Annotated in this window: 19 protein-coding genes and 1 other RNA gene; 5 read left to right on the top strand and 15 right to left on the bottom strand. The window is 28.1% G+C overall.

What is annotated here, in order from left to right; genetic code table 11:
* Positions 1–118: 118 nt before the first annotated feature.
* The 15 genes from F1B92_RS07725 to F1B92_RS07655 form a co-directional block, all read right to left on the bottom strand.
* A complete protein-coding gene (locus F1B92_RS07725) occupies positions 119–838 on the bottom strand; it encodes a fumarate reductase iron-sulfur subunit (protein WP_154571271.1) in 720 nt (239 codons plus the stop codon).
* Entirely contained in the window at positions 831–2,819 is a 1,989-nt protein-coding gene (locus F1B92_RS07720; RefSeq protein ID WP_154571270.1) for a fumarate reductase flavoprotein subunit, read from the bottom strand. Before F1B92_RS07720 ends, F1B92_RS07725 begins: the two co-directional genes overlap by 8 nt.
* A 9-nt stretch (positions 2,820–2,828) precedes the next feature.
* On the bottom strand, positions 2,829–3,512 hold the full coding sequence (locus F1B92_RS07715) for a fumarate reductase cytochrome b subunit (RefSeq protein ID WP_154571269.1): 684 nt from the start codon (positions 3,510–3,512) through the stop codon (positions 2,829–2,831).
* Positions 3,513–3,573: 61 nt separating this feature from the next.
* A complete protein-coding gene (lgt, locus tag F1B92_RS07710) occupies positions 3,574–4,398 on the bottom strand; it encodes a prolipoprotein diacylglyceryl transferase (RefSeq protein WP_154571268.1) in 825 nt (274 codons plus the stop codon).
* Positions 4,395–4,934: a hypothetical protein gene (locus F1B92_RS07705; protein WP_154571267.1), complete on the bottom strand. Its 540-nt coding sequence runs from the start codon at positions 4,932–4,934 to the stop codon at positions 4,395–4,397. Before F1B92_RS07705 ends, lgt begins: the two co-directional genes overlap by 4 nt.
* A 34-nt stretch (positions 4,935–4,968) precedes the next feature.
* Positions 4,969–5,979, bottom strand: coding sequence for a bifunctional 3,4-dihydroxy-2-butanone 4-phosphate synthase/GTP cyclohydrolase II (locus F1B92_RS07700; protein WP_326833130.1), 1,011 nt, complete (start codon positions 5,977–5,979; stop codon positions 4,969–4,971).
* A 67-nt stretch (positions 5,980–6,046) separates the two neighbouring features.
* Positions 6,047–6,541 carry an HIT family protein gene (locus F1B92_RS07695; RefSeq protein ID WP_154571266.1) on the bottom strand — a complete coding sequence of 165 codons (495 nt, stop codon included), beginning with the start codon at positions 6,539–6,541 and terminating at the stop codon, positions 6,047–6,049.
* Positions 6,541–7,329: an indole-3-glycerol phosphate synthase TrpC gene (trpC, locus tag F1B92_RS07690; protein WP_154571265.1), complete on the bottom strand. Its 789-nt coding sequence runs from the start codon at positions 7,327–7,329 to the stop codon at positions 6,541–6,543. The genes F1B92_RS07695 and trpC overlap by 1 nt, the downstream gene beginning before the upstream one ends.
* 7 nt (positions 7,330–7,336) lie before the next feature.
* Entirely contained in the window at positions 7,337–8,524 is a 1,188-nt protein-coding gene (locus F1B92_RS07685) for a tetratricopeptide repeat protein (RefSeq protein WP_229770976.1), read from the bottom strand.
* Positions 8,525–8,577: 53 nt separating this feature from the next.
* Positions 8,578–8,958: a YkgJ family cysteine cluster protein gene (locus F1B92_RS07680; RefSeq protein ID WP_154571263.1), complete on the bottom strand. Its 381-nt coding sequence runs from the start codon at positions 8,956–8,958 to the stop codon at positions 8,578–8,580.
* Positions 8,951–9,640: a tRNA1(Val) (adenine(37)-N6)-methyltransferase gene (locus F1B92_RS07675; protein WP_154571262.1), complete on the bottom strand. Its 690-nt coding sequence runs from the start codon at positions 9,638–9,640 to the stop codon at positions 8,951–8,953. The genes F1B92_RS07680 and F1B92_RS07675 overlap by 8 nt, the downstream gene beginning before the upstream one ends.
* Positions 9,640–10,590: an NAD(P)-binding domain-containing protein gene (locus tag F1B92_RS07670; RefSeq protein ID WP_154571261.1), complete on the bottom strand. Its 951-nt coding sequence runs from the start codon at positions 10,588–10,590 to the stop codon at positions 9,640–9,642. Before F1B92_RS07670 ends, F1B92_RS07675 begins: the two co-directional genes overlap by 1 nt.
* 100 nt (positions 10,591–10,690) lie before the next feature.
* Positions 10,691–11,008, bottom strand: an RNA gene (rnpB, locus tag F1B92_RS07665) — RNase P RNA component class A.
* Positions 11,009–11,056: 48 nt separating this feature from the next.
* On the bottom strand, positions 11,057–12,175 hold the full coding sequence (gene truD / locus F1B92_RS07660) for a tRNA pseudouridine(13) synthase TruD (protein ID WP_326833132.1): 1,119 nt from the start codon (positions 12,173–12,175) through the stop codon (positions 11,057–11,059).
* A complete protein-coding gene (locus F1B92_RS07655; RefSeq protein WP_154571260.1) occupies positions 12,144–12,956 on the bottom strand; it encodes a thiamine-phosphate kinase in 813 nt (270 codons plus the stop codon). Before F1B92_RS07655 ends, truD begins: the two co-directional genes overlap by 32 nt.
* An 88-nt stretch (positions 12,957–13,044) precedes the next feature.
* Between F1B92_RS07655 and F1B92_RS07650 the strand changes: the two genes are divergently transcribed.
* The 5 genes from F1B92_RS07650 to F1B92_RS07630 all read left to right on the top strand — a co-directional run bounded on the left by F1B92_RS07650 (position 13,045) and on the right by F1B92_RS07630 (position 17,694).
* The gene (locus F1B92_RS07650; protein WP_154571259.1) at positions 13,045–14,082 is read left to right on the top strand and encodes an HdrB C-terminal domain-containing protein; all 1,038 of its coding nucleotides are present in this window, start codon (positions 13,045–13,047) and stop codon (positions 14,080–14,082) included.
* A 176-nt stretch (positions 14,083–14,258) separates the two neighbouring features.
* Positions 14,259–14,822: a YceI family protein gene (locus F1B92_RS07645; protein ID WP_154571258.1), complete on the top strand. Its 564-nt coding sequence runs from the start codon at positions 14,259–14,261 to the stop codon at positions 14,820–14,822.
* 476 nt (positions 14,823–15,298) lie between these two features.
* A complete protein-coding gene (locus tag F1B92_RS07640) occupies positions 15,299–16,027 on the top strand; it encodes an ABC transporter permease (RefSeq protein WP_154571257.1) in 729 nt (242 codons plus the stop codon).
* Positions 16,028–16,043: 16 nt separating this feature from the next.
* Positions 16,044–17,003, top strand: coding sequence for an ABC transporter substrate-binding protein (locus F1B92_RS07635; protein ID WP_154571256.1), 960 nt, complete (start codon positions 16,044–16,046; stop codon positions 17,001–17,003).
* Positions 16,984–17,694 (top strand): ATP-binding cassette domain-containing protein, encoded by a 711-nt coding sequence (locus F1B92_RS07630; RefSeq protein WP_154571255.1) that lies wholly within the window; start codon positions 16,984–16,986, stop codon positions 17,692–17,694. Before F1B92_RS07635 ends, F1B92_RS07630 begins: the two co-directional genes overlap by 20 nt.
* The last annotated feature ends 74 nt before the right edge of the window (positions 17,695–17,768 follow it).

Genomic DNA, 17,768 nt, shown 5'->3' with positions numbered 1-17,768 from the left:
ATTTAGCCTTTTTTGGATAATTTTATCAAAATATTAAAAAAAACAGCTTAATTTATAACACTGATTTAAATTTTAAGAGTGCATTTATAAAATCTAGTCCTAAATTTAGGACTAGAATCTAATTCACGCTAGATAACTTTCGTCTAATGAAAGCGATTTGATTTTGTAAAGGCAGGTGTTTTGGGCAATTATCTTCACATCCAAGCAAGCTCATACAACCAAAAATTCCATTATCATCGCCTATTAATTCATAAAAATCTTCATCGTTTCTTTCATCCAAAGGATCGGCTTTAAATCTTGCAACACGATTTAATCCAACAGCACCTAAAAAATCCTCTCTCATTAAAGCAGTTCCGCAAGAAGCCACGCAAATTCCACATTCAATGCAACGATCTAGTTCAAAAGTTTCTTGTGCTAAAGCAGGATCTACTTTTGTTTCTATTTTTGAAATATCTGTAATCTTACTGGTATGAATCCAGCTTTCAACTCTTTTGTTCATCCTTGCCATCCACTCGCCAGTATTTACGCTTAAATCTTTTATAAGTTTAAAAACAGGAAGCGGCATAAGCTCTATTATGCCATCTTTAAAGTCTTTTGTTAAAGTTCTGCAAGCAAGCGATGGTTTGCCATTTACAACCATAGCACAACTTCCACAAATTCCAGCCCTACAAACAAAATCAAAACTTAAATCAGAATCAAATTTCTCTCTTATTTGAGTTAAAGCCACATAAAGAGTCATTCCACTAGTTTCTTCAAGCTCATATGTAGCAAAGTGTGGTTTTGAAATTTTGCTTAAAGGATTATATTTTAGAGCTTTTATAGTTATTTTTCTACTCATTATCTACTCCTACTCTTTCATTTGGTGCTTTAAATTTAGGTTGAAGTTCATAATACATTAAAGCATTTTGAATTTCAGCCCTACTCTTGCCTTCAATTTCCATTTTCTCTCTTATCTCATCAACTTCTTTTTGTCTAATAGCACTTTTTTCATTTTCTATAATATTGCCTTTAGCACCATATCCCCTAAATGCTGGCGGCATCTCCATACTCATAATATCTAAATCTTCATACGTGATAGTTGGCATTGTATCGCCATCCTTCCAAGATGAAAGAGTTCTTTTTAACCAATTAGCATCATCTCTTTTTGGATAGTCTTCTCTATAGTGAGCACCTCTGCTTTCTGTTCTATCAAGCGCTCCTTTTGCTACACAAAGTGCTAATTTTATCATTTTTGGAGTTCTATACGCATCTTCAAGCTCTGGATTTCCAAATTTGGCTTTATTTTTAATTTCAATGCTATCACACTCTTTTAGCAACTCTTCAAGCTCATTTACAGCCTTTTGAAGCCCCTCGCCCACTCTAAAGATAGCAACATGTTCCCACATAATTTCTTTCATTTTATTTTTTATTTCATAAACGTTATATTTGCCTTTTTTGTTTAGCAAATTTTGTATATAATCAACTTGTTTATCTACAAATTTAGCGATATCTTGAGTACTTATATCTATTTCATTATTTTTACAAAAATCACCAAAATAATCCCCTACTATCATACCAGAAACAACAGTCTCAGCAACAGAATTTCCACCAAGCCTATTAAATCCATGCAAATCCCAACAAGCCGCCTCACCGCAACTAAACAATCCTTTTAAAGTTTGACTCTCTCCATTTGGCTTAACGCGAATTCCCCCCATTGAGTAGTGTTGCATAGGTAAAATCGGTGCCCATCCCTTTGCACCTTCATCAGCAGGATCTATCCCGTTAAAAATTTTACAAATTTCTTGAACGTCTCTTAAATTTGTCTCTATATGCTCCCTACCCAAAATAGAAATATCAAGCCAAACGTGATCTCCATATGGACTTTTTACGCCTTTACCTTTTCTGATATGCTCCATTATGCGTCTACTTACAACATCCCTACTAGCAAGTTCTTTTTTTTCAGGTTCATAATCAGGCATAAATCGGTGTCCATCAACATCTCTTAAAATTCCACCATCACCCCTGCATCCCTCAGTTAGTAAAATTCCGCTTGGAACAATTGGAGTTGGATGAAATTGCACTGCTTCCATATTACCAAGTTGCGCAATTCCAGTCTCAAGAGCTATAGCTATACCAACACCTTCGCATATCACAGCATTTGTTGTGTGTTTATAAACCCTGCCATATCCGCCAGTTGCTATTAAAGTCCCTCTAGCTACATATGCTTCAATATTTCCATTTATCAAATCCCTCACTACAGCACCATAGCAACGATTATTTTTATGAATTAAAGCAATCGCTTCTTTTCTATCTCTAATATCTATATCATGCTTTACGCACTCATTTGCAACCCCAAAAAGCATAGTGTGTCCTGTTGCATCAGCCGTATAACAGGTTCTCCATTTTTTTGTTCCACCAAAATCTCTTGAGTGGATAAGTCCATAAACTTCATCTTTTTCTTCAATAATAGTTTTTTGTGCATTTATGACAGCACTTCTTTTCCCTTTTTTGATTCTAGTCCAAGGAACGCCCCAGCTTGCTAGCTCTCTAATAGCTTTAGGTGCTGTTTGACAAAACATTCTAGCAACTTCTTGATCACATCCCCAATCACTTCCTTTTACAGTATCTGCAAAATGTATATCCTCATTATCGCCTTCGCTCATTTTTGAATTTCCTAAACTTGCTTGCATACCGCCTTGAGCAGCTGCAGAGTGAGATCTTCTAACAGGACAAAGACTTAAAACAATAGTAGTGTTTCCTTTACTAGAAGCACCTATAGCAGCCCTAAGACCAGCCAAGCCACCCCCAATAACTAATGCATCACAATAAACTACATTCATAAATTCTCCTTATCTTATAAGCCAAATTATATCTGCTACTATAGAAAAAGCCAAAAAACAGCCCCAAATTAAGAAATTTAGTTTTTTAAATTTATGTCTTTTTGATATCATTTCTTCTTTCTTGACTCCATCTATGCTTATCCATTTAATATAAAGCCTATAAGTACCGATACTGGCGTGCGTTACTGTTACAATCAACAGCAAAATATAAAAAATATGGAGTTGATGAAATCTTGCAATTGATAGATTGGCATCTATTTTTTCACCAAAAATTATAGCAATCAAATGAGCACTAGCAAAGAAAAATAGTAAAAATCCACTTAAAAATTGAAACCACCAAAGAGTTGTATCGCAATGTTTCATACGAATTTTATGTGCCTTAAAAGCTAAGTATGCTTTATAATTTGCTGGAAATTTTCGCATTGCTAAAAAAGCATGAATCAAAAAAATAATAAAAATTACAAAAGCTATAAAATTTGTTATTTGATGAATTCCAAAAGGTTCAGCAAAACTCACAACTCCATTAAAAGCCTCTTTTCCAAAAATAATTGTACCTGTAAAAATCATATGACACAGCATAAAAACAGCCAAAATTAAACCGCTTAAACTTTGCAACTTATCTTGCAGGGCTGGGATTCGACTTTTTTTACCATCGGCAGTTTTTCCAAAAAACCCTTCAATCACACCTTCCATAAAAACTCCTTATTTTGATAAAATCATGTGCAATTATACAACTTATATGCTTTTTGAATACTTAAATTTTTGTTTTGATTTTATTTATAAAAATTATATAAGCATATAAAATTAAAGAAAAAATTATCATAATACAAGATAAAATTTGCCCCATACTCAATTCAAAAGCATAAGTTCCAAGCCCTGCATCTGGCTCTCTAAAAATTTCACTTATAAATCTCATAACTGAATATAAAAATCCATATAAACATATAAGCTCTCCATTATATTTTTTATATTTTCTATATATAAATAATATAATAAATATTATAACTCCCTCTAAAATTCCCTCATAAATTTGACTAGGATGTCTTAAAACCCCATCTACATAAATTCCCCAAGAAACGTCTGTAACTTTTCCAAAAAGTTCTTGATTTAAAAAATTTCCAACTCTTCCAAAAAAATAAGCAAGAGGTATGCTTAAAGCAACCAAATCAAGCAAAATTAAGACATTTGTTTTGTATTTTTTACAATAAAATAATGTTGCTAGTATAAATCCAATGACAGCACCATGATAACTCATTCCGCTAATTCCTACGAATTTGCCATTATAAAAAGGATTAAAAATTTCCCACGGATGAGTTAAATAATAAATTTGAGCATTAGAATAAATAAAAATATATCCAAGCCTTGCTCCTAAAATCACTCCAATTTCTACCCAAATAAAATATCTATCAAGCTCTTTTTCACTAAAAGGAAATTTATCTTTTTTTGAAAAATATTTAGCTAAATAAAGTGCCAAAATAAGAGCAATTACATACATCAATCCATACCAATGCACCTTAAGTCCAAAAATTTCAAACGCTACAGGGTCAAATGTGCTATAAATATTATTCCAACTACTCAAATTTTAAGCCCTAATGTTATTTTTATCATCTTTAAATAATCATCCAAAAACCAGCCCATCGCCTTATAATAATCACTTTTTGCATAAATTTTCAAGTGCTCGCTTAATGCTCTAAATGACAAAACAAAATAATTGCTTAGATATAATCCCAAAAAATTATGAGTTTTATCATTATCATCGCTTTTAAATATAGCTCCAAGAAGTGCTAACATATTTGCACTATGGCTAGATGGAAGATCTAAAAATGGCTTTTTGTAGCGAATTTTTTCATAAAATAGCGTTAAATCAGTATCATTTACAAGTTTAAAAAATGATATATCAAAACAATCTTTTAAATTTTCAAAATCTTTACAAATTTCATCATAATCGCTATTTATAGCCTTATGCCAAAACTCATGAGCTTTTTTATTTTCATCGCTTTCATTTTTTAATATCCAATTTGGTGCAATATTATCAAATTTATCTCTTTCTATAATGCTTTTAAAATTTGTAGCAAAAATTATGCTAATCATTGCATAAATATCTTTTACTTTCATAATTATCCTTAATAAAAAATTTTAAATTTAGCTTTTATTTATATCCTATAATATTCAACCCAAATCCGCTAAGTCCTGCAAATTCTTGATCTTTGCTTTTGCTTATAACTACTATATCTTTTATATTTAAATGTGCTAGAATTTGAGCTCCAATGCCAAAATTTTTAATCTCATCGTCATTTTGCTTATCAAAAAAAATCAAAACCCCATTTTGAGTTTTTAAAATTTCTAAAGCTCTTTGAAATTCATCAAATTTTTCTGTAGTTAAAAATTCATAATCGCTTGTTGTTTGGTAAAATTTAACATTTGTATTTTTTTGTATATCGCCAAAAATATAGGCTTTATGAGTTCTATTTTTATGATCTTTGATTTCATAAAATTTAGCTTCCCTCCCTGCTAAAAATCCATTTTTAATCTGACTAAATTTAACTAAAGTTTCATGCTTTAAACGATATTTAACAAGATCTGCTATGCTAAGCATATTTAAGTTAAATTTTTCACAAAATTTATCCAAATCATCCCTTCTTGCCATCGTTCCATCATCATTTACTATTTCACAAATCACACTCACTGGTGCAAGTCCTGCTAAAATACATAAATCAACACTAGCTTCAGTATGACCAATCCTTTCAAGAACTCCGCCATCTTTAGCAATAAGAGGAAAAATATGTCCAGGTGCTACAAAATCATTTGGTGTTGAAATTTTATAATTTGTAATAAGTTTTATCGTCATATCACGCTCAGATGCACTAACACCTGTGGTTGCATTTTTAGCATCAACAGTTATAGTAAAAGCTGTTTCGTGATTTGAAGTATTATCTTTAACCATCGGCTCAAATCCTAATTTTTTAGCCACATCCTTACTAACAGGGGTGCATAAAACCCCTTTTGCGTGAGTAATTGCAAAATTTACCTTTTCGTGATTACAAAAAGCTCCAGCAAAAACTATATCGCCTTCATTTTCCCTATCTTCATCATCAACAATTACTATCATCTTGCCATTTTTTATATCTTGTATCGCTTCTTCTACGCTAACTAATGCCACTTTCAATCCTTAAAATATACTAAAAATAAAAATTATATCAAAATATTTTATTTATAAATACTAATTTTTATAAGTTTTTTCTAATTTCTAAAAATCCACTTTTTATTTTTTCATACAAATTTGCAAATGGAACGCCATTTACTCTTACGCAAGATATTGTGGTTATAAAATTCGTATCTCCACTCCATCTTGGCACTAAATGATAATGCACATGCTCAGCTATTCCAGCTCCAGCCGCAGCACCTAAATTCATACCGATATTTACACCATTTGCATTGATTTTATCTTTTAAAATTTCAACACCGATCTTTACATAATAACTCATCTCTTGCCAAATTTCATTATCTAGATTTTCAATATTATCAATATGTAAATTTGGTATAATCATAAAAGCCCCTGGATTATATGGATATAAATTCATTATCCCGAAGCAATTTTTAGCCCTAAACAAAACTCCATTTTTCTCATCGTTTTTTGGCGAATTTAATGCGTCACAAAAAACACAATCACTTCTTTTTTTACTAAAATATTCACTTCTCCACGGAGCACAAAGATATTTCATCAAATATCTCCTTTCATCTTTTTAACCGCCATACAAACATCATCTTGTCTCATAAATGTTTCACCTATTAAAAACGCATCAACACCGATTTTGTTTAGTTCTCTTAATTGCAAATTATCCTTTAATCCACTCTCGGCGACGATAATTTTATTATTTGGAATCAAAGGAATAAGCTTTTGAGTTAAATCCATATGCATATCAAAAGTTTGCAAATCTCTATGATTTATACCAATTATATCTGCTCCAGCAAAAATGGCATTTTTGACATCTCTTGCATCGTGAGTTTCAACTAAAGCCTCTAGCCCCAATCTCCTTGCAAAATCTAGCAATCTTTTTAGCTCTTTTTGACTTAAAACCTTAGCTATTAGCAAAATAAAATCAGCACCATAAACTAAACTCTCTAAAATTTGATACTCATCAATTATAAAATCTTTTCTTAAAATTGGTAAATTTGAGTAGTGTCTAACTTCGCTTAAATATTCTAAATTTCCCTGAAAAAAGTGTGGTTCGGTTAGGATAGAAAAAGCGTTAGCTCCACCTTTTTGATACTCAACTGCTATATCAACAGGGCTAAAATTTTCTCTAATAACCCCCTTGCTAGGACTTGCTTTTTTGATTTCTGCTATTATTTTAAATGGATCATCTAAATTTGTAGTTAAAGCTTTTATAACATCTCTTGGAATATAAACATTAGAAGCCAAACTTCTACCTAATAAATCAAAAGGAAGATCTTTTTTCCTTTTTTCTAAATCATATCTTGTTTTAATTAAAATTTCATCTAGTATCATATCAGCCTCATTTTTTATTTAAGCACTCATTTATAGCATTCATATGCTCTTTGAAATCTAAATGTTCAAAAAAATTGTTCTCATTTGGATTAATGTTTTTTATAACCTCATACGCTTTTTTACAATCATTTAATTTATAATATCCCCAAGCTAAAGAGTCAAGATAAAAAGGCGAATTTGGCTGTTTTAAAAGAGCTTTATTTACAAATTCCATCCCTTTATTGATATCAATATTATGATCAATTAACACGTATCCATAAAAATTATCATAAATATCCATATCTAAATTCGGCACTGATTTTGAAAATTTATCTACCACTTCTTTTAAGTCATTATCGCTGATATTTGGTATATTTTTTTCATATAAATACATAGCTTCTAAAGCTAAAAATTCCAAATCGTTTGTATTTTTAAAACTCTCATTTGCTTTTTTTATGGCTTTGTCAAATTCATTATCGTATCCATAAAGTTCAATTAAAATTTTATTTTGATAATTATATTTTTCTAAAATTTTTTTAGCCCTTTTTGTATCTTTAAAATATAAATAAAACTCCAAAATATAATCTAAAAAAACCGTTTTTTTAGTAACCTCATAAAGATCTTGATAAATTTCAATCATCGAAGGATAGTTTTTGTTTTGTTGGTAAATGTCAGCCAAAACCGTGCAAATTGCTTGCGTGCATCCATTTAATCTTCTATGCGTTTCTAAAATCTCAATTGCTGATTTTTCGTCATTTAATTTATATAAAAACATTTTTGCCATCTTTAGCAAACTATCTTGATTTTTATCCATTTCATAAGAAATTTTATAATTTTGCAAAGCACTGCTATTTAGCCCCATATATTCTTGGATACTGCCTAAAATATGATAATTTTCAGAATTTTTTTCTAATGCAACTATTTTTTTTGCAACCTCTAAACTTTGACTTAATTTATTGATATTGACTAAATGATTTATTTTAATTTTTAAAAATTCTACGCTATTTTGCAAATTTTTATCGCCTAATTTAAAAATTTCAACAAAACTTGGAAGATTTTTTTCATAAGCAATCAGTAATCCTTCAAGAAGATATTCTTGATTTTTAGTAAGATTATATAGTTTTTTGTAAGTTTCCACGCTTTCTTGATGCTTTAATTCTTTATCTAAAAATAAAGCTTTTAATATCAAAAAATTTTCTTGTTGATCAAATTTCATCTTTTCTTCAAAGCTTTTAGCATTTAATTTTAAACTCAATAAAAGACAAAATATTAATTTGACAATAATTTTACACCTATACATTCCAACTCCAATTCTTTAAAATTTTTCTTAAAATAGTCCCAAAATGGAAAAGTTCTGCACTGATTAGGGCGAAATTCATATATAGAGCAATTTAAAGTTTTTTCATCAAAAAATTTGCATGCAAACCCAAAATTATATGGTTTTTCTCTTATGCTATATCTTGAGCCAATTTTTATAAGATATCTTTTTTTGAAATCTTCTACTTCTAAATTTAAATGTTTTGATAACCTATAAATTTCATCATCATTTATCCAAATATATCCACTCTCACCGATACAACACTTACCTTTACAAATTTCACATTTTTTAGGATCAAATGAGTATTTAAATCCGCTCTTTACTTCACACATTTTGACTCTTTAAATTTAGATTTTTAAATATTAAGTCAGCCTCTTTTGTGTATCCAAAATCATCATTTAAATAAAAACTCTCCAACACTTCACACAGAGATTTTGAACTTTTTTTTGCTTCAATTAATGCAATTTTTGCACTTTTTTTGCTTTTTGGATGTATAAATTTCAACTTAGTTAAACAAAATTTATTTTTACGCAAAACATAAATCACGTCCATAATTTGCTTGGCATCATAGCAAAATATAATCGAACCATGTGGCTTTAGATGAGAATTTGAATTTGATATTAAAATTTCTAAGCTTAAATTTGATGCATATCTGCTTATATTGATGTGAGAATTTTTGCTTTTTATAACGCCATCATGATAAAAAGGTGGATTTGAAACTATAAAATCAAATCTTTTTGATGACTTAAAATTACTAAAATCAGCATGTAAAATTTTGCACTCCAGACCATTTTCTAAAGCATTTTTTTTGCAAAGAATTATATTTTGCTCTTGTATATCCATCAAAGTTAAATTTATATCTTTTAAATCTCGTTTTAATAAAAGCCCAAGCACGCCAGAACCAGCCCCTACTTCTAAAATTTCGCCCTTAGGTTTTAAGCTAAGAGCAAAATCATAAAGCATTATCGTATCACTATTGTATCTATATCCATCTTTTAATTGATATATAAGCATTATTTGTTTACAATGTGATTTATTATAGTGTTTGAATGATTTAGTGCAAAAACTATAGAACCACCACTTCTTGTTATTAAATCTCCGCCTATATACAGCCCCTTTATTTTTGTTTGACAATACTCATCCACAATAGGAACTCCTTTATCATCAATCTCAACATTAGAATTTTTCAAAAACTCAACAGGTGTTGAACCGCCAATAGCATAAATAACTCTATCATAAATGAATTCTCGACCATCTTTAAATTTAGCTAAAATTTTACCCTCTTCATTTTCCAAGCTCTCTACATCAGTGCCCAATCTAAGAATTAAATTTCCATATTTTTCTTCATATTTTATATCTTTTAAATTTATATCATTTAATCTTGTAAATTCCATCTTTCTATAAGATAGAGTTACTGTATTTGTTCTTGATAAACTAATAGCATATTCTACGGCAGAATTTCCGCCACCTACTACTAAAATTCTCTCATTATTTCCGCACTTATCAAGATTAAAATTTACAATTCCATTTAATGATGGAGGAATTTTATAACTAGGCTTATTTGGTTTTCCCATTCTGCCAATTGCTATTATTGCAAATTTTGATTTATAGATTTTATTTGAAGTATAAATTTCAAAAATATCGCCATTTTTTATCACTTTTTCTACTTCGGTATTAAAAAAAGCATCGATATTTTCACTATCTAAAAGAGAATCAAAATAATTTAAAACGTCTTCCTTTGTGCCTGTTTCAAATTTAACTCTTCCTTTTGTTTGACTCTCTAAGCCTTTATATTCTTTATCAACTCTTTTATTATCTTTATAAAAAGTTCTTATAGTTTGAGAGTGATTAGTTCCTTTTTCGAGCAATAAAACACTTTTAATGCCAGCAACTTTTGCTTCAACTACAGAAGCCAACCCACATGGACCACCGCCAATTATAACTAAATCATAAATATTTTCCATTTTTTTCCTTCACTATTTTTTTGTATTATAGTATGATTTGTATAATATAAAAATTAATATTATACAAATTTTTAATTTTAATCTATCTCATTTAATAAAGAATTTTGGTGTAACTATAAGCCGAGTTCTGTTTTTCAAGTAATCATTTATCTAGGCTAAATTTTGCAATTTAGCTCAAGCGAAGGGTTTTATATAAGACTAAACCGCCCCTTCTTGCTGCGAGTTGGGTTTACATAGCCGTTAATGTTGCCAAAAACGCTGGTAGGCTCTTACTCTACCGTTTCACCTTTTCTGCATTTGCAGTAGTTTGCTTTCTGTTGCACTATCCCTTAGGTTACCCTAGCCATCCGTTAGATGGAACCCTGTCTTAAAGCAGCTCGGACTTTCCTCGTTTTCACGCGATTACTCATCACACCAAAGCTCGTATTTTAGCTAAATTTTAATAAATTTTAGATGAAATATAAATTTAATCAAAAATATTTTTGTGCAAAATTTCTTCTAAAATCACAGTTGCATAACTTCCCTTATCAAGCTCAAATGATAAATTAACTTGTGCTGTTTGTGGATTGTACTTTAAATTTGCATTTTTTAAATAACTCCAAGCAAATCTCCTTCCACCACTCATTAAATTTTCATACTCATAAGCATTTTTATAAATTTCATCCTCTAAATTTTTAGCTAAATTAATACTTCGAAATGATTTTTTACCAACCAAAAGCCCACATACAGTAGTATCTCTATTTTTAAATCTATTTATTTCATCCTCTAAATTTTCACATAAAAATAGTTTGCCAAACGGATAATGCCCAAGCACATCACCACTTAAAATTTTAAAAAAACTATCCTGATTTTTTAATTTTTTTATATCCAAATCGCTAAATTTATAAATTTCTTTTATCTCTTTAGGGCTAAAATCTCGTATAAATTTAGAAATTTCTACTCTCTTGCTAAGCCACTTATTGAAAAGCTCACTTTGATAAGCAGAAATTAAAAAATCTTTAATTTTAGGATTTTTAATCTTTAATTTGTTTTTTAAAATATCCTCTCCCTGTTTTGCATTATCCCCAAATTTACCAAATCTTTGATATCCAAAATAGTTCGCAAAGCCTATTTTATCGATATTTAAAAAAGCTTCTTGAATTTTAAAAGCATTAACACTATCTACTTTTTTAAGTCGCAAAAAAAATGCATTCCCCTTTAAATGTCCGATTCTTAATTTATTATTATGAGTCGTTGTATTTAAAATTTTTAACTTTTCATGACTAAAATTTTTTAAATTTTCTTCAAATTTTCTAGGCATTGAGATAAACTGAGTAGTAAAGCCTTCTTTATCTTTCAATCCAGCATATCCAAAATCACGCATCTTTGCTCCAGAAATTTCGCTTAAAATTCTAAGTGCTTCATAAGTAGTTAAATCTTTTTTACCAATATTTAAAATCAAATGCTCACCATTGCCGCTAAATTCATAAAGAGGAATTTCTCTTACCACAAAATCATCTGAATTTTTGCTAAAATAGGCATTTATAGGTGTATGATCTAATACATAAAGTGGTTTAAAAATGCCAACTTCTTGCTCTTTTTTTATATTTTCCATATGTCGTTTCTCCAAAAATTTTTAAATTTATCCTTGCTCTTTTTGCTTCGTTTATTATTCTAAATTTATGCTTTTTATTAAAGCTAAATAAAATCTCATACTCCTCGCCACTTAAAAACTCAAATTTGCTTAAATTTTTAAGAAATTTTATATTTTTATCTCGAATAAATTTAGGTAAATCACTAGCTAAACCATCGCTTATATCCATTGCTGAGTTTATAAATTTTGATGCTTTATAGAAAAATTTATCCCTTAAAATAATATTTCTAAATCTTGAATTTTTACCGATTTTACCGCCATTTTGTAAGGCTCTAAGTCCTTTTAAGCTTGAACCTAAATTTCCAGTAAATGCCAGTATCTCGCCCTTTTTCATAGCATTTCTAAAAATAGCTTTTTTACTAAAACCAATAACGCTAACACTAATGCCAAGCAAATTTGAGCCAACTGTATCGCCACCAATAATCACAACTCCAAATTTATCACAAACTTCTTTAATACCTTTTTTAAGCTCTATTATTTTTGCAAATTCCATATTTCTTGGTATCATAAGCCCTAAAAGTACGTATTTTGGTACTGCATTCATTACGATTATATCGCTAATATTAATTAACATAGCCTTTTTGCCGATTTCATAATCACTTAGCCAGCCTCTTTTAAAATGTGTATTTTCTAAAAAAATATCTTTACTATAAACATAATTTCCAACCACAGCGCCATCATCGCCTATAAATTTATTCTCAAATTTCGAAATAATAAATTTTTCTTTATCCATAATAAAGTATTTTATATAAATTTTTGTTAAAAACTCTTTATAAGATTAATTTTGATATAATTTTTTTTAAATTTTTAAAGGAAGTGATATGTTAGAGGTTGAAATTTATCGTTATGATATTAAGATGGATTGGGCAAGTTATTTTAAGCCGTATATATATAAAAATGCTGATTTTAAGGACTTAAAAGAGCTTTTTTATGACATAAAAAAACAAGATCCGTATTTTGAATTTAAGGGTGTTAAATTTGTAAAAGTAAATGACTGTTTAGTAAATTTAGATGAAAATTTTAATGAAATTTTAAATAAAACTGGAAATTTTATAAAAATTTCTCCTTTAATTGAAAAAAGATCTATAAAAGATGAGATTATAAACAATGATGATTTTATGGGCGTGTTTGATGAATTTAGTCAAAATTTAGGAGATGAAATTTTAGATGAAAAAGATTTTTATTTAAATTTAGAACCTCTTTTTTATTCTAGCGATATTAGAGATTTTAAGGATGATTTTTTAGGAAATTCTGCATTTGTTTTTGCCTATAATTTAATTCAAAAATTTCCTAATAAAAAGGAAAAAATTTTAGATTTCATAAAAGATCAAATTTATTATTATCAAAAGCCTAAATTTCTTTTAAATGATCCATTTAACACAGAAAATATAATTCAAAATTTAAGAAAAATGCTAAATCTAAAAGATTTTTCAAAACAAAAAATAGTTAATTTTGCAGATATAAAAAATAAAAATTTTAAAACTGATTTTAGCCAATTTAATATAGCAGTTTATAACGATAAGGATGCAAGAAATTTTATCAAAAAAATAGCAAATTTAAAAGAATTCAACTCTCAAGAAAGAGATTGTGGATATGAAATTTATAAATTTGATAAAGAAGTAGCTATTAAAGTAGCTTCTAATATAATTTTTGATGCCTTTGATAGCGGAGCTGATTTTTTACTAGTAAATAATGAGAGTGATTTTTTTATGTTCGACACGCTCAAAAAAGATTTACAATATGTTAAAAATAGAAGCTTGCATGATTTTTATGTATTAAAAAGCAATGAATTTTTAGATCTTTTGGATGGAAAAAGATTAAATTTTGATAGTCATAAATTAAAAGTTGGCTTATTGTAAATCATTAAATTTATAATTTAACTTTAAAACAAATAAGTCAAAATAAAAATAGCTTTTAAAATTTACTAAATTTCAAAGATTTACTTGAAATTTTAATCAAAAATTTAAATAAAACAAATTTTGTTTAATTTATAAATGTAAAATACTCGTTGAATTTATTAAGAAAAGGATCTATTATGAAAAAAATTTTATTATCAATCGCGGCTAGTTCTTTGCTGATCGTAAATTTTGCAAACGCAAAAGATTATGTAGTCGATACTGCACATTCTCAAGTTGGTTTTAAAATCAAACATATGCAAATTAGTAATGTTAAGGGAAATTTCAACAAATTTTCTGGCGATATAGATTTTGACGAAAATACAAAAAAATTAAAAAAATTAAACGCTACAATAGCAATTGATTCAGTAAATACAAATAATAATAACAGAGATAATCATCTAAAACAAGCAGACTATTTTGATGCTAAAAAATTTCCAGAAATGAAATTTGAAATGACTGAATTTATCGCAGAGAGTCAAGATGAGGGAAAGGTTAAAGGAAATTTGACAATCAAAGGTGTTACAAAGCCAATTACACTTGATTATGATTTTGGAGGAGAAATAAAAAATGATAAAGCCGATAAAATAGGATTTACTTTAGAAGGAAAAATAGATAGAACGGCTTTTGGTGTTGGAGAATCAAGTGTGGCTCTTGGAAGTGAAGTTAAGCTAGAAATCGAAATTGAAGCGAATGCAAAATAAATAAAAGAAGTAGTTTTACTACTTCTTCAAAATCTTTCATCTTTAAAATATCAAACAAAACAATAATTTTAGATTTTGTTTTATAAAATTATTTCAAATAATAATCCATAAACTATAAGAAAAAACTCACTAAATTTCTTAGTAAAATTAAATTTATAAAATAGATAATTTTTATAGGATTTAATGAAATTTATTGATTTAAAAATAGATTTCATTTTAAATTTAGGATAATAAATCACTATTTAGCGATATGACACAAGTGGTAATTTGCAAATTTTTTGATAAATATTTAAGATTGATAATATTTTTTAGTATAATATCGTTATTAAAAGTAACTGTGATACTTTGATGGTTTTAAATTTGAGGCATTGTCTATTTAATTCAAATAAATTTATAGCATTTGCTTCATAAGTAAATTTAAATCTACTAGCAATTATGCTATGAGAAATTTATTGTTTGTAAATTTAGGGGCAAATATGAAAAGTTTTAAAAAATACATATTACTGTATTTTATATTGATTATTTGGGAAATTTTCGTAAATTTAAATATAATTGATAGACTAATTTTACCATCGCCTTTGGATGTAATCAAGGCTTTTATTACTGATTTTAATCTACTACTGATGCATAGTTATCATACTCTAATGGTTGCATTTTTGGGGATTGGTATATCTATAATATTTAGCTTTATGCTGTCTTTAATTATGGATAGATATAAAATTGTGTATGAGTTAATATATCCAATAGCCCTACTTAGCCAAACCATACCGACTGTCGCAATTGCTCCATTGCTCATAATATGGCTTGGGTATTATATGAAGCCTAAAATTGTGTTAGTCATTTTATCTACATTTTTTCCACTTTTAGTCTCTTTATTAGAGGGATATAAATCAATAGATAAAGATAGTTTAAATTTATTTAAATCAATGGGTGCTAGTAAATTTCAAATTTACAAACACTTAAAAATACCAAGTTCATTTAGATATTTTTTATCGGGTTTGAAAGTTTCAATGTCTTATGCATTGATTTCTGCTGTAATAGCAGAGTGGCTAGGTGGATATTATGGACTGGGTGTCTATATGACTAGAGTAAAAAAAGCATTTGCTATAGATAAGATGTTTGCAGTAATATTTCTAATAAGCTTTCTTAGTTTAATTTTAATGAATTTAATAGATAAATTAGAGAAAAAAATAATAAAATATTAAACAACAGGAGATAAAAATGAGAAAAATTTTAATATTTATAATTGCATTTATGTTTATTATAGGTTGCAAAGAAAAAGATGAACAAAAATCAAATTTAAAAGAGATTACTTTTGTGCTAGATTGGGTTCCAAATACTAATCATACAGGGCTATTTGTCGCAAAAGAAAAAGGGTATTTTAAAGAATTAGGGATAAAGGTAAATATAGTTCAACCTGCAGAAGATAGTGCTGCAAAGATAGTGGCTGCAAAAAGAGCGGAATTTGGTATTCATTTTCAACCAAATTTAGTTAAATATTTAAATAAAGGTGCAGATATAATAGCTGTCGCTGCCATTTTACAACACAATACAATGGGCATAATGAGTCTAAGAAAAGATGATATAAAAAAACCTAGTGATTTAAATGGGCTTAGATTTTCCACTTGGGATGATAAGATTGATGATGCGATTATTAAGCATATCGTAGGAGATGATATTAAATTTATACCAGGAGAATCAACAGATGCAGTAACTGCATTGAAGATGAATTTATTTGATTATATTATGGCATTTTATGGGTGGGATTATATGAACTCAAAACTAAAAAACGTTGAAACCAATTTTTTCTTTTTAAGGGATTTTGAGCCAAAATTTGACTATTATTCACCAGTAATAATAGCAAATAAAACATTTTTAAAAGAAAATCCGAAATTAGCTAAAAAAATTTTATCTGCAATAAAAAAAGGCTATGAATTTGCAGCTAAAAATCACAAAGAAGCAGCAGATATTTTCATAAAAAATGCTCCAGAAACAGATAAGAATTTAATATATTTAAGTCAAGAATTTATATCAACACAATATCTTGATGAAAACGGTAAATTTGGATATATAGATAAAAAAAGATGGGATGATTTTTATAATTGGCTATATGAAAATAAACTTATAGACAAAAAAATGAAAAGCGGAGAAGGAATGAATAATGACTATCTTGAATATTAAAAACATATGCCATAAATTTGATGATAAAGAGATACTAAAAGATATAAATTTAAGCGTTAAAAAAGGCGAAACAATAGGAGTGATTGGACCTAGCGGAATAGGTAAAAGTACATTATTTAATATAATAGCGGGCTTATTAAAACAAACATCGGGTGAAATAATATATGATAAAAATATCAAAATAAGCTATATGTTGCAAAAAGATCTATTGCTTCCTTTTAAAACTGTATATAATAATATTGCACTGCCTTTGGTGATACAAAAAAAAAGCAAAAAATATATAAAAGAAAAAATAGAATCAAAACTAGAAATTTTTGGCCTAAAAGGTTTAGAAAATAAATATCCAAATTCACTATCTGGTGGAGAAAGACAAAGAGCAGCACTTCTTAGAACATATATGTTTAGTGATGATATAGTACTTTTGGATGAACCTTTTTCGGCATTAGATTATTTTACCAAACACGAAATACATAAGTGGTTTTTAGATATAAAAAATAAGATGAACTTAACTAGTTTAATTATCAGCCACGATATCGAAGAAGTTTTGCATTTATGCGATATAGTATATATATTATCAGGAAGACCTGCGACCATAAAAAAGATATTTGAAATAAAAGGTGTTGATAATTTAGAAAAACAAAAAAATATGATTTATGAAATCATAACAAAATACGATATTTATCAATACTAAATTCATAAAAAATTTTAAATATCTTTACAAAAAATCCACTTTATCCAACCCTTAAATAAAACAGAATAAATTTC

The sequence above is a fragment of the Campylobacter portucalensis genome, assembly GCF_009690845.1.
In the GTDB taxonomy this organism is placed as follows: domain Bacteria; phylum Campylobacterota; class Campylobacteria; order Campylobacterales; family Campylobacteraceae; genus Campylobacter_B; species Campylobacter_B portucalensis.
The sequence above is the reverse complement of the archived record's forward strand: the minus strand, read 5'-3'. Positions and strand labels throughout refer to the sequence as shown.